Annotated in this window: 12 protein-coding genes; 5 read left to right on the top strand and 7 right to left on the bottom strand. The window is 64.5% G+C overall.

The window, feature by feature from the left end; all coding sequences use genetic code 11:
* Positions 1-10: 10 nt before the first annotated feature.
* The gene (locus sphantq_RS08235; RefSeq protein WP_272799998.1) at positions 11-523 is read right to left on the bottom strand and encodes a cytochrome b; all 513 of its coding nucleotides are present in this window, start codon (positions 521-523) and stop codon (positions 11-13) included.
* A gap of 96 nt (positions 524-619) precedes the next feature.
* A complete protein-coding gene (gene acs / locus sphantq_RS08230) occupies positions 620-2,563 on the bottom strand; it encodes an acetate--CoA ligase (RefSeq protein ID WP_272799997.1) in 1,944 nt (647 codons plus the stop codon).
* Positions 2,564-2,747: 184 nt separating this feature from the next.
* On the opposite strand from acs, the gene sphantq_RS08225 reads away from it, so the two are divergent.
* Entirely contained in the window at positions 2,748-3,419 is a 672-nt protein-coding gene (locus sphantq_RS08225; protein WP_066606631.1) for a glutathione S-transferase family protein, read from the top strand.
* Between the two features lie 5 nt (positions 3,420-3,424).
* Here sphantq_RS08225 and sphantq_RS08220 read toward each other — a convergent pair whose 3' ends face one another.
* From sphantq_RS08220 to sphantq_RS08210, 3 genes are read right to left on the bottom strand one after another with little or no spacing between them, the layout of a single operon-like run.
* The gene (locus sphantq_RS08220; RefSeq protein ID WP_066607460.1) at positions 3,425-4,582 is read right to left on the bottom strand and encodes a GGDEF domain-containing protein; all 1,158 of its coding nucleotides are present in this window, start codon (positions 4,580-4,582) and stop codon (positions 3,425-3,427) included.
* Positions 4,583-4,640: 58 nt separating this feature from the next.
* Positions 4,641-5,519, bottom strand: coding sequence for a LysR substrate-binding domain-containing protein (locus tag sphantq_RS08215; RefSeq protein WP_272799996.1), 879 nt, complete (start codon positions 5,517-5,519; stop codon positions 4,641-4,643).
* A 6-nt stretch (positions 5,520-5,525) separates the two neighbouring features.
* On the bottom strand, positions 5,526-5,702 hold the full coding sequence (locus sphantq_RS08210; RefSeq protein ID WP_165363622.1) for a hypothetical protein: 177 nt from the start codon (positions 5,700-5,702) through the stop codon (positions 5,526-5,528).
* 153 nt (positions 5,703-5,855) lie between these two features.
* Here sphantq_RS08210 and sphantq_RS08205 point away from each other — a divergent pair, with 153 nt between their 5' ends.
* The 4 genes from sphantq_RS08205 to sphantq_RS08190 all read left to right on the top strand — a co-directional run bounded on the left by sphantq_RS08205 (position 5,856) and on the right by sphantq_RS08190 (position 11,633).
* Positions 5,856-8,150, top strand: coding sequence for a CDC48 family AAA ATPase (locus tag sphantq_RS08205; protein WP_066606624.1), 2,295 nt, complete (start codon positions 5,856-5,858; stop codon positions 8,148-8,150).
* Positions 8,151-8,293: 143 nt separating this feature from the next.
* Positions 8,294-8,938: a class I SAM-dependent methyltransferase gene (locus sphantq_RS08200; RefSeq protein WP_066606622.1), complete on the top strand. Its 645-nt coding sequence runs from the start codon at positions 8,294-8,296 to the stop codon at positions 8,936-8,938.
* 108 nt (positions 8,939-9,046) lie between these two features.
* Complete coding sequence (locus sphantq_RS08195; RefSeq protein WP_129926754.1) at positions 9,047-10,147, top strand: helix-turn-helix transcriptional regulator; 1,101 nt, start codon at positions 9,047-9,049, stop codon at positions 10,145-10,147.
* A 220-nt stretch (positions 10,148-10,367) separates the two neighbouring features.
* On the top strand, positions 10,368-11,633 hold the full coding sequence (locus tag sphantq_RS08190; protein ID WP_066606618.1) for a glutamate-5-semialdehyde dehydrogenase: 1,266 nt from the start codon (positions 10,368-10,370) through the stop codon (positions 11,631-11,633).
* Positions 11,634-11,715: 82 nt separating this feature from the next.
* Here sphantq_RS08190 and kdsA read toward each other — a convergent pair whose 3' ends face one another.
* Both kdsA and sphantq_RS08180 read right to left on the bottom strand, forming a co-directional pair.
* The gene (gene kdsA / locus sphantq_RS08185; RefSeq protein ID WP_272800202.1) at positions 11,716-12,543 is read right to left on the bottom strand and encodes a 3-deoxy-8-phosphooctulonate synthase; all 828 of its coding nucleotides are present in this window, start codon (positions 12,541-12,543) and stop codon (positions 11,716-11,718) included.
* A gap of 5 nt (positions 12,544-12,548) precedes the next feature.
* Positions 12,549-12,842: a hypothetical protein gene (locus sphantq_RS08180; RefSeq protein ID WP_066606615.1), complete on the bottom strand. Its 294-nt coding sequence runs from the start codon at positions 12,840-12,842 to the stop codon at positions 12,549-12,551.
* Positions 12,843-12,853: the final 11 nt, after the last annotated feature.

Raw genomic sequence — 12,853 nt, 5'->3', positions numbered from 1 at the left:
CCTCCCTGCGTCACAGCATCCGGCGCAGCACGTCGTCCTTCAGCACAAGATGGTGGCGCAGCGCCGCGCTGACGTGGATCGCGATCAGGGCGGCCCAGAGCCAGGGCAACAGTTCATGCGCGCCGCGCGACAGCCCGACGATCGCATCTTCCTTGCCCACGCCGAATTTCGGAACGTCGAACAGGAAGAACCAGTTGAGCGGACGGGTGCCCGCCGAAGTCATGATCCAACCCGAAAGCGGCAGGATCAGCATCAGCGCGTAGAAGAGGAAGTGCGTCGCATGGGCGGCGCCCTTTTCCCACAGTGGCATGGCGGCGGGCAGGCGCGGGGCGGGGTGGACGAGGCGCCAGACGATCCGTAGCAGCGTCAGCGCCAATATGGTGAGGCCGATCGACTTGTGGACCGGCATCACCGCCCAGTCCTTCGGAAAGGCGTCATGGGCGAAACCCAGCGCCAGGTTGAGGAGAATCAGGACGGCGATGGCCCAGTGCAGGGCGCGGGCGACGGCGGTGTAACGGGCCATGGGCGGCTCCTTCTTGCGAATGTCTGCCGGAAGCCAGGGCCATCCTGTCCGATGGCCCTGGCTTCACTCTGAACGTGCCGCCGCGCGGGCGACCCGTCAGGACTGACGATTGGCGATCAGATTGTCCACCACCGACGGGTCGGCCAAGGTGCTGGTGTCGCCCAGCGCCTGGGCCGACACGTCGCCCTCCGCGATCTTGCGCAGGATGCGGCGCATGATCTTGCCCGACCGGGTCTTGGGCAGGCCGGGGGCGAACTGGATTGCGTCGGGCGTGGCGATCGGGCCGATTTCGGTGCGCACCCATTTGACCAGCGTCTTGCGCAGATCGTCGGTCGCTTCCTCGCCGCTGTTGAGCGTCACATAGGCGTAGATGCCTTGGCCCTTGATATCGTGGGGGAAGCCGACGACGGCGGCTTCGGCGACGCTTTCATGCAGCACCAGCGCGCTTTCGACCTCCGCCGTGCCCATGCGGTGGCCCGACACGTTGATGACGTCGTCCACGCGGCCGGTGATCCAGTAATAGCCGTCGCCGTCGCGCCGGGCGCCGTCGCCGGTGGTATATTTGCCGGGGAAGGTGGTGAAATAGGTCTGGAAGAAGCGGTCATGATCGCCCCAGACGGTGCGCATCTGGCCCGGCCAGCTTTGCGCGATGACGAGATTGCCCTCGGCCGCGCCGTCCAGCACATGGCCCTCCGCATCCACGATCTGCGGCGCCACGCCGGGCATGGGGAAGGTGGCGGAGCCGGGCTTGAGATCGGTGGCGCCCGGCGTCGGGGCGATCATGGCGCCGCCCGTCTCGGTCTGCCACCAGGTGTCGATGATCGGGCAGCGGCCTTCGCCCACGACTTCATGATACCAGCGCCAGGCTTCCGGGTTGATCGGTTCGCCCACCGTGCCGAGCAGGCGCAGCGAGGCGCGGCTGGTGGAATGGACGAAGCCGTCGCCTTCCTTCATCAGCGCGCGCAGCGCCGTGGGGGCGGTGAAGATGGTCTGCACCTGATGCCGGTCCACCACTTCCCAGATGCGGCTGGGGGTCGGCCAGTTGGGGACGCCTTCGTACATCAGCGTCGTCGCGCCGTTCGCCAGCGGGCCATACACGATATAGCTGTGGCCGGTGACCCAGCCGATATCGGCGGCGCACCAGTAGATGTCGCCGGGGCGATAATCGAAGCAGAGTTCGTGCGTGAGGGCAGCCCAGAGCAGATAGCCCCCGGTCGTGTGCAGCACGCCCTTGGGCTTGCCGGTGGAACCGGAGGTGTAGAGGATGAACAGCGGGTCTTCCGCGTTCATCGGTTCGGGCGGGCAGTCGGGCGATGTCTTGGCGGCTTCCTCATGCAGCCACAGGTCGCGGCCGTCCTGCATCGTCACCGTTCCGCCGGTCGCCTTGACGACGATGACCTTCTTCACACTGGGGCAATGGACGAGCGCGGCGTCGACATTGACCTTGAGCGGCACCGCCTTGCCGCCGCGGCGGCCTTCGTCGGCGGTGATGACGATATTCGAATCGCAATCCTGGATGCGACCGGCCAGCGCGTCGGGCGAGAAACCGCCGAACACGACGCTGTGGACCGCGCCGATGCGGGCGCAGGCGAGTAGCGCGAAGGCGGCCTCCGGGATCATCGGCATATAGATGGTGATGCGGTCGCTCTTTTTCGCGCCGGCGGCCTTGAGCACATTGGCGAGGCGGCACACCTCTTCGTGCAGTTGGGCATAGCTGTAGCGGCGCGGCTGGGCATCGGGCGAATCGGGTTCCCACAGAATGGCGGTCTGGTCCGCCCGCTGCGCCAGATGGCGGTCGATGCAATTGGCGCTGACGTTCAGCACGCCGTCGGCGAACCATTTGACGCCGAAATCGCCCTCGGCGAAGCTGCTTTCATTGCATTTGGTCGGGACTGTAATCCAGTCCAGCCGCTGTGCCCGCTCCAGCCAATAGGCGTCGCTATCCTCGATCGAGCGCGCATAATCGGCGTCGCGCGCCGCCCGGTCCATCAATGCTCCCTTCGCCCAGCTTTTAGGGACCGGGAAGAAATCATCAGACATTGGGCATCCTTTCCATCGCGAAACCGTTATTGCCGCCTCTTCTATCGCGCTGATAGCAGGATCGAAAGGCCGCACCATGCCTATCGCCACCATCCTTTTGGCCAATAGCGCCCTATGAATGGAATATTATGCGGCGATTTTGCTGCTTCCCCCGCGGCGCGCCCGCGCCTAACAGGGGTCGCTTATGTGGCTGCTTTATCAATTCCCGCTCTGTCCCTTCTCTCGCAAGGTCCGGCTTCTCCTGGGCGAGAAGGGGATCGGCTATGATCTGGTGCGAGAATCGCCCTGGGCGATGCGCGACGAATTTCTGGACCTGAACCCGGCCGGCACGACGCCGGTGATGGCGGACGCGGACAAGGGCGTCACCCTGATCGACAGTCAGGCGATCTGCGAATATTTCGAAGAGACGGTAGAGAAGTTCCCGCTGATTTCCGGCACCGCCGCAGGGCGGGCGGAAGTGCGGCGGCTCACCGTCTTTTTCGACCAGAATTTCTATGGAGACGTGGTCGGCCCGCTGCTGCACGAACGAATGAAGAAGCGGCTGATCGAGCGTGCGCCGCCCGACGCGCGCATCCTGCGCGAGGCGATGAAGCGCGCCAATGTCCATATGGACTATATGGACTATCTGCTGGATCATCGCAGCTGGATGGCGGGTGGGACGCTGAGCCTGGCCGACATCGCGGCGGCGGCGCATCTGTCGGTGGCGGACTATCTGGGTGGGATCGACTGGCAGGGGCATGAGCCGGTCAGACGCTGGTATGCGGGCTTCAAGTCGCGCCCCTCCTTCCGGCCTCTATTGTCGGAACGGATGGAGGTCATCACCCCGCCGGCGCATTATGAGAAGCCGGATTTTTAGCGGTTTTAGTCCGTTTCGGCCGCGAGATAGACGCGGTTGCGGCCATGTTCCTTGGCCAGATAAAGGGCGCGGTCGGCGGCCTTGAGCGCGGCGCGCGGGTCTTCGTAGATCAGCACATTGGCGACGCCGGCGGAAAAGCTGACTCGCTCCATCCGTTCGCCATTGGTGCGGTTGACCAGGCTGCGCGTGGCCAAATCCTCGCGCACGCTGTCCACCGCTTCGCAGGCTTCGGCAGCGCTCTTGCCGCGGAACAGCATCACAAATTCCTCGCCGCCATGGCGGGCGACGTGGCAATGGTCGTTCGAAGCCTTGGCCAGCAGGCCGGCGACGAATTTCAACACCCGGTCGCCCGTATCATGGCCGTGCGTGTCGTTGACATGCTTGAAATGGTCGATGTCGCAAAAGGCGACCGAGAGCATTTCGCCATTCTGCTGCGCCAGGGCCACTTCCTCCCGCAGCACCCCTTCGAATGCGCGGCGGTTGGGGAGGCCTGTGAGATGGTCATGTTCGGCGGCGCGGCGGGCATTTTCCAGGCTGGACTTGAGCGCCTGGGTCTGGCGCTGATTATCGCGCAACTGGGTTTCGACCTGACGGGTCTTTTCGACCATTGAGCGGGTCAGGCCGACCAGGCGGGCCAATACCGGTTCATTGTCGCGGCCTTCGCCCAAGTCCTTGGCTTGCTCCTGCAGCGCAGCGCCATAATCCTTCGCCGAATTGCGCGACTCATGCATCAGGCCGGTGAATTGGGTGAGGTTTTCCTCCACCTTGTCCAACATGGTCGCCAGCGATTCGGGCGTCACCTCATCGGCGCGCTGTTCGGCGGCGATCGATTCGATCCAGCCATTGGTGATCTTGCCGCGTTCCATCATCACCGCCCTGATCGCCTTTTCGACGCCAATATTGGCGCCGGTCAGATAATCCAGCGCGACGCTGAAATTGATGGGAGTCAGATCGAGATCATGGGCGAAGAGGAAATCGCCTATATCGCCATAAAGCTGTCGGCGGCGGTTGATTTCCCGGTTGGATGCGGTGCCGCTGCGCGGCCTTAATTCCTCTTCGACGCTATCCTCCTCGGATTTGCCGGAAAACCCTCTGGCCCAGCGCGCCAGACGATCGGTCAGCCCATGTTGCGGGCTGGCGGAAGAAGATTGTGCCCCGTTCATATGCTTCATAACGGACGGCGGGAAACAAGGTTAAGGCGGCGACAGCGAAATAATCGGGTCAGATGTCGGCGCTGACCAGCCAGTCGCGGAAAATGCGCACGGCGCGGGTCTGCAGCGCGCGGGGCCGGCAGACGAAGAAATAGCGATAGGGGCTTTCGACATGGATCGGGAACAGCCGCACCAACCGCGGATCGCCCGACTGTTCATAATGGCTGGCGTGCATCACCGCGACGCCCAGCCCCTGGGCGGCGGCCTCCAGCATCAATTGCCCTGAATCATAATTGTCGATCGCCAGCGGTTGCAGGTCGGGCAGGCCCGCCGCCTCCTTCCAGGCGTCGAACGACATCGCCATGTCGCGGTGGAGCAGGATCGTCTGCTGCGCCAGTTCGGTGGGAGAGGCGAGCGCCTGTGACCCCTCCAGCAATTCGCGCCGGCCGATCAGATAGACTTCCTCATGATCCAACTCATGCGCGTAGAGCGCGGGATCGATGTCCTTCGACAGCACGATCGCCGCATCCAGCCCTTCGCCCAGCCGCGCGACCGCATGGGGCGTCGTTTCGATGTCGATATGCAGCTGTGGATGTTGCTGGCGCAGCTTGCCCAGATGGGGAAAAAGGCGCTGCGTCGCGAACAGCGGCATCACGGCCAGGCGCAGGCGCAACTGGTTGCCGCCGCTCTGAATATTTTCCAGCGCCAGCGCCAGGGAATCGAGGGCGGGCGCGATATCGTCCAGCAACCGCTGCCCTTCGGCATTGATTTCCAGCGCCTGATGCTTGCGGTCGAACAGGGGGCGGCCAATGAAGCGTTCCAGCGCCTGCACGCGGCGGCTGAGCGCCGGAGTCGAAAGGGCGAGTTCCTCCGCCGCCGCCTTGACGGAGCCCAGGCGAGCAACCTGAACAAAGGCCTCCAGGGCCGTGAGGGGCGGCAATCTGCGCATATCTCGTCAAATATCAAAGCCGGTGCGCTGCGCCGCGTCATGTCTTCTTGTCGGGCGCATCGCGAGCCGGGGTTCAAGCATCCTCTCCGCACTGAGCAGGAAAATGGGCAAAATGGCAAGATGCATTTTTTGCAACTCCGCGTTTCTTTTCGCACTTGCAATAAAATGTGTCGCGCCGCACATAGGAGGTGCCTTTCAGGCATCCTCTCCTAAAACTTTCAGGGCTGGCCTTTTGGGCTGGCCCTTTTTTTCGTCGGTCGATCCGGCGGCTTGCCCCTTTTCGCGCGTCCTTGCGTTTCCTATCTCGTTACGGAACCAGAAAGACGGGGATGGCTTGTGGCCGATCAGGAAAGTAGCGGACGCCGGATTCAGGTCGCCAATGCACGGCCGGAGGATGCGGGGCGCGGTTTGGCGCGGTTGCCGCTGGCGGTGATGGCGGAATTGCAGCTGGCCGAAGGCGATGTCATCGAGATTGTGGGCAAGCGATCGACATCGGCGCGGGTCGTGCGGCCGTATAAGGAGGATGAGGGCTTGGATGTGCTGCGCCTGGATGGCTTGCAGCGCGCCAATGCCGGGGTCGGCTCTGGCGACTTCGTGGAGATCGGCAAGGCGGAGCCGCGGCCCGCCCAACGAGTGGTGTTCGCGCCTGCACAAAATAATCTGCGGTTGCAGGGCAATCCCGATGCCTTGAAGCGCGTCTTTTATCAGCGGCCGCTGACCGCGGGCGACGTCGTCGCGACATCGGGACAACAGCAGGTGCCGCCCGGCGACATGCCCCCGCAGTTGCGCCAGATGCTGGCCGCGCCCGCCTATGCGTTGCAGGAAATCCGTCTGGTCGTGGTGTCGACGGTGCCCAAGGGCATCGTCCATATCGACGCGGATACCGAAGTGGAACTGCGCGCTGAATATGAGGAGCCGCGCGAATCGCGCCGGGCCGACGTGACCTATGACGATGTCGGCGGCATGGCCGATGCGATCGACCAGCTGCGCGAGATGGTCGAGCTGCCGTTGCGTTATCCCGAATTGTTCACCCGGCTGGGCGTCGATCCGCCCAAGGGGGTGCTGCTGCATGGCCCGCCGGGGACCGGCAAGACGCGGCTGGCGCGGGCGGTCGCCAATGAATCGGACGCTGAATTCTTCCTGATCAACGGGCCGGAGATCATGGGGTCGGCCTATGGCGAGTCCGAAAAGCAGTTGCGCGAGATTTTCGAGGCGGCAGCCAAGGCGTCGCCTTCGATCCTGTTTATCGACGAGATTGATTCGATCGCGCCCAAACGGGGGCAGGTGACGGGTGAGACGGAGAAGCGTCTGGTCGCCCAGTTGTTGACGCTGATGGACGGGTTGGAGCCGCGCACCAATCTGGTCGTCATCGCCGCAACCAACCGGCCCGAGGCGATCGACGAGGCATTGCGGCGGCCCGGCCGGTTCGACCGCGAGATCATCGTCGGCGTGCCCGACGAGCGCGGGCGGCGCGAGATATTGGGCATTCATACCCGCGGGATGCCGCTGGGTGACAAGGTCGACCTCGCCGAACTGGCGCGCATGACCTATGGATTCGTCGGCGCGGACCTCGCCGCGCTGACCCGCGAGGCGGCGATCGAGACGGTGCGCCGCTTCATGCCGCGCCTGAACCTGGAGGACGGGACGATTCCGGCCGACGTGCTGGAGGAATTGTCCGTCACGAGGGAGGATTTCCTGTCGGCGATCAAGCGCGTCCAGCCTTCGGCGATGCGCGAAGTGATGGTGCAGGCGCCCAATGTCAGTTGGGAGGATATTGGCGGGCTGGACGATGCGCAGATGCGGTTGAAGGAAGGGGTTGAGCTGCCGCTGAAAGACCCCGACGCCTTTCGCCGCATCGGCATCCGCCCGGCAAAGGGGTTTTTGCTTTACGGCCCGCCCGGCACCGGCAAGACCTTGCTGGCCAAGGCGGTGGCGCGTGAGGCGCAGGCCAATTTCATCGCTACCAAGTCGAGCGACCTGCTGTCCAAATGGTATGGCGAAAGCGAACAGCAGATCGCTCGCCTGTTCGCGCGCGCGCGGCAGGTGGCGCCGACGGTCATCTTCATCGATGAACTGGACAGCCTAGTGCCTGCGCGCGGCGGGGGGCTGGGCGAACCGGCGGTGACGGAGCGGGTCGTGAACACCATCCTCGCCGAGATGGACGGGCTGGAGGAGTTGCAGTCGGTGGTCGTCATCGGCGCGACCAACCGCCCCACCCTGATCGATCCGGCGCTGCTGCGGCCGGGGCGGTTCGACGAGCTGATCTATGTGCCGGTCCCCGACGAGGCGGGCCGCCGCCGCATATTGGGCATTCATACCGGCAAGATGCCGCTGGCCGATGATGTGGACCTCGATCATATGGCGCGCGAGACGGAGCGTTTCACCGGCGCGGACCTAGAGGATCTGGTGCGGCGCGCGGGCCTGTTCGCGCTGCGCCAGTCGCTGTCGGTCGACAAGGTGACGCAGGCGCATTTCGACAGCGCGCTGGGCGACACCCGCGCGTCCGTCACGCCCGAAATGGAGCGCGAATATGAGCAGATCCAGTCGCAATTGAAGCAGCGGGCGATGCAGGTCGATCCGATCGGCTTCGTGTCGCCAGGCATGGTTCGATCGCGCGACGGGGCTGACTGAGCGAGCGGATCGACTGAACGGGCGGGGCGGCGGATTGAACCCATCCGCCGCCGCCGCGTTCATGACGATAGTGTCGCAAAGCCGCTTGCCAGCAAGGCCGGGATTTGCAAGGCGGTGAGCATGATCCAGATAGGCGGGTGTTGATGGCCTCCATTCCATTGAAGAAGAACAAGAATAAGGCCGACGCGGGTAAGGCGGGGTCATTTTTCAGCCAATGGGGCATGTTCTTCCGCCAGTTCGTCAGGCATCCCGGCATGATAGGTTCTGTCATCCCGTCCTCCGCGACATTGGTGGACCGGATGCTGGACCAGGTCGATTGGCGCGATACGCGGCTGTTCGTGGAATATGGGCCGGGTGTGGGCACCTTCACCCGATCGATCCTCGATCGCTTGCCGACCGACGGCACGTTGCTCGCGATCGACCTCAATCTCGACTTTGTCGCCTATCTGGAGGCGAAGATCGACGATCCGCGTTTGCGCGTGGTCCACGGATCGGCAGCCGATGTACGCCGCTTCATCAAGGAAGCGGGCCATTATCAGGCCGATTATGTCTTGTCGGGCATCCCCTTTTCGACCCTGCCCGAAGGCGTGGGCGAGTCGATCTGCGCGGAAACGCGCAGCGCATTGCGGCCGGGCGGGGCGTTCCTGATCTACCAATATTCGCGCTATGTGCTGCGCCTGCTCAATCCGCTGTTCGGCGATGTCAGCGATTCGCTGGAATGGCGCAACATCCCGCCCTGCCGGATGATTCGCGCGGTCCGGCGGGAGGCATTGGCGCAAGCCGCCTGAAATTTCCTAATCGAGATCAAGTCTCCGGACTAAACCGGCAGCCTTCCAAAGCGAATTTGACTTCCGCCCCGCTTGAGCTAACCCCGTTGCGGGGCATGGGGGAAGATCATGGCGACACGCGCCGAAGGTAGCGATCCGTGGGCGGACCTGTTCCTGTCCGCAGCGCTGCAACCGGAAAAATGGGGGGAAGCCATCAAGGCGATGGCCGACGCCACAGGATCGCGCCATGGGCAGTTGATCGGCTTTGGGCCGGGCGCGTCGAGCTTCAACTGGATCAGCGATATCGACGCCAGCGTCGTCACCAAGACGGCATTGATCGACCAGTCCGCGCCCGACCTGAATTTCCGGGTGGCGGCGGATCGGCTGGCCGATCGGCCGACCATCGTGCATGAAGCCCATTATGACGTCGCCCGGCAATCGCTGCGGTCCGACGTTTATCTGGACCTATGTTCCGACTTCGATATTTTCGATGGGTGCCAGACGCGGCTGGTGGTCAATGACGACCAGATGATCGGACTGGCCCTGTTGCGCGACAGCAAGGACGGGCGGACCAGCGAGCGGGATCGTGACCTGTTCGGGCAGATTGCGGGCCATGCGCGGAACGCCGTTCGGCTCCAACAGGCGATCGAGCAGCAGGGCTTCGCCTTGCTGTCCGGCACGTTCGAGGCGATGGACCGGGCCTGCTGGCTGCTCGACGCGACCGGACGGGTGGGCGGCATGACGCCGCGCGCCGAAGCGTTGCTGTCGTCCAGCCGAATCAGGGTCAGCGACGGCTGGTTGGCCAGCGATCGGGCGGAGGAAACGCGCGCGATGGTGCGGGCGATGCGTGCGGTGATCGATCCGCCCGGCCTGCCGGCCGATCCGGTCGCGCTGGCGGACGATGCCGGCGGGGTCGCGATCATGCTGGAGTTTCATCCTTTGCCGGTGCGGCCTTGGGCGCTGCCCTTCGCCCCGCGCGCGATCGTCATCGCCCGCGTCGGCGCGCCGACCGACCGGCATGTGCAATCGCTGACGCGGGCCTTCCGCCTGACCCCTGCCGAAGCGGACATCGCCATACGGCTGGCGGCGGGCCAGGGGCGCAAGGACATTGCCGTGGCCCGCGGCGTGTCGGTGGAAACGCTCAAGGTGCAACTGCGCAGCATCTACGACAAGACCGGTTGCAGCCGGGAATCGCAACTGGTGCGCATCGTCGGCCTGATCAGTCACTGATTTTGCGAATTTTCTGTTGCCTACCCCCTTTGGGGTATGTGGCGGCCATCACGAAAGGGTAGAGAATGCCGCAGGCGGGTTCGTCCTGCTGGGCCGGCGGCCGGATCATATTGCGACCCATGATCCGGTCGTCGGCACTATTTCTCCCCAAGGTCTGCCGCTTTCGTTTCGGCGCGCTTTCATGCTAAGGCGCGGCCGACCTTTCGGCGAGAGCTTTCCCATGAACGACCTGACCCAGACCCCTGAAATGTTGATCGCCATGCTGGGCGCGCGGGCGCGCGCGTCCGCCGCGACGATCGCGCAGGCGAGCGACGCGCAAAAGGCCGACGCGCTGCGGCGCGCGGCGCAGGCGTTGCGGGATCAGGCGCCGGCGATCATCGCCGCCAATGCGCGCGACATGGACAATGCGGTCGCCAATGGCCTCTCGCCTGCGCTCCTCGACCGGCTGAAGTTGAACGCAGAGCGCGTCGCCGCCACCGCCGAGGGCGTTGAGCAGGTCGCGACGCTCGCCAATCCGCTAGGCAGCGTGATCGACAGCGTGGTGCGCCCCAATGGCTTGGAACTCAGTCGGGTGCGCGTGCCGCTGGGCGTGATCGGCATCATCTATGAAAGCCGCCCCAATGTGACGGCGGACGCGGCGGCTTTGTGCCTGCGCGCGGGCAATGCGGTGATCCTGCGCGGCGGCAGCGAAGCGAAGGAGAGCAACCGTGCGATCCATGCTGCGATGGTCGAGGGCATCGTCGCCGCCGGCCTGCCCGCCGATGTCGTGCAATTGGTGCCCACGACCGATCGCGCGGCCGTGGGTGCGCTGCTGAAAGCCGCCGAGTTTGTCGATCTGATCGTGCCGCGCGGCGGCAAGAGCCTGGTCGCGCGGGTGCAGGAAGAGGCGCGCGTGCCGGTGCTGGCGCATCTGGACGGTATCAACCACAGCTACGTCGACGGGGCGGCCGACCCCGCCATGGCGCAGGCGCTGGTCGTCAACGCCAAGATGCGGCGGACGGGCGTGTGCGGCGCCACCGAAACGGTGCTGATCGATCGCGCCTATGGCGCGGCGGCGGCACTGGTGACGGCGTTGCTGGACGCCCGATGCGAAACGCGCGGCGACGAGGATGTGCAGGCGATGGATGCGCGGGTCATTGCGGCGGCGGATGCGGACTGGGACACCGAATATCTCGACGCGATCGTATCGGTTCGATTGGTCGATGGCGTGGAGGATGCCATTGCCCATATCGCCGCCCATGCCAGCCACCATACTGACGCGATCATCACGGAGGATGGCGCGACGGCCGAGCGCTTCCTCAACGCCGTGGATAGCGCGATCGTGATGTGGAACGCATCGACCCAGTTTGCCGATGGCGGCGAATTTGGGCTAGGCGCGGAGATTGGCATTTCGACCGGGCGGCTCCATGCGCGTGGGCCGGTGGCGCTGGAAGGGCTGACGACCTATAAATGGATCGTGCGCGGGACGGGGCAGGTGCGGCCTTAAAGATATGGGGTGCTCCCGCGCAGGCGGGAGTCCAGTTCTGAGGCCGGGACTAGCTTCCCGCCTGCGCGGGAACCGGCGGTTTTTATCCCTTCACAACCTCGTCGATCGCCTTGAGCTTCTCCAACATTGGCCCCACCCAGTCCAGCGGCAGCATCACCGGGCCGTCGGAGGGCGCGTTGTCGGGATCGTCATGTGCTTCGGCGAAGATCGCGCCGACGCCTGCCGCCACCGCGCTGCGGGCCAGAAGGGGCGCAAATTCGCGCTGGCCGCCCGATGCGGTGCCTAGACCGCCGGGCTGCTGCACCGAATGGGTGGCGTCGAAGATCACCGGATAGCCGGTCTGGGCCATGGTCGGCAGCGCGCGCATGTCGCTGACCAAGCTGTTGTAGCCGAAGCTCGCCCCGCGTTCGGTCAGCAGGATGCGGTCGTTGCCGGTGGAGGCGACTTTCTGCGCCACTGCCGCCATGTCCCAGGGCGCGAGGAACTGGCCCTTTTTCACGTTGATGATCGCCCCGGTGCGCCCGGCGGCGAGCAGCAGGTCGGTCTGGCGGCAGAGGAAGGCGGGGATTTGCAGGATATCCACCGCCTGCGCCGCGGCTTCGACCTGTTCGGGACCATGGATGTCGGTCAGCACCGGGCAGCCAAGCGTCGCCTTAACGTCCGCCAGAATCGCCAGCCCCGCGTCAATGCCGACGCCGCGTCGGCCCGATATCGACGTCCGGTTCGCCTTGTCGAAGGAGGATTTGAAGATGAAGGGCACGCCCGCTTTGTCGGCCGTCTTGGCCAGCGCATCGGCCATGAACAGCGCATGGTCGCGGCTTTCGATCTGGCAGGGGCCGGAAATCAAGACGAAGGGCAGGTCGTTGCCGAAGGTGATAGGCCCTGCGGTCACATGTTTGGGATTGGTCATGGCGGTCATTTGGGCGCTTTGGCGAAGCGGCGCAACAATTGCCCGCGCCACAGCCCCTTGTCCGGATGATAGTTCCAGCAGAACCAGCCGAAGGCGAGGCAGGCGAGCAAGGAAGGGATTGCCATCGGATCGCCATTGGATTTCATGTGGCGGTAGAAGGTCAGGTCGGCCCGCCACCGGTCCCGTTCGCTGCCGCCGCCATTGATGCCGTACATATTGTCATGCTTTCGACAGCCGACATTGCGGTTGTATTTGCGGTGGTCGATGAAATAGCAGTAGTCGCGTTCGGGCGTGCTCATGCGCGTGATTA

This window comes from Sphingobium sp. AntQ-1 (assembly GCF_028538045.1).
In the GTDB taxonomy this organism is placed as follows: domain Bacteria; phylum Pseudomonadota; class Alphaproteobacteria; order Sphingomonadales; family Sphingomonadaceae; genus Sphingobium; species Sphingobium cupriresistens.
Note: the sequence above shows the minus strand (reverse complement) of the source record. Positions and strands in the feature narration are given on the sequence as shown.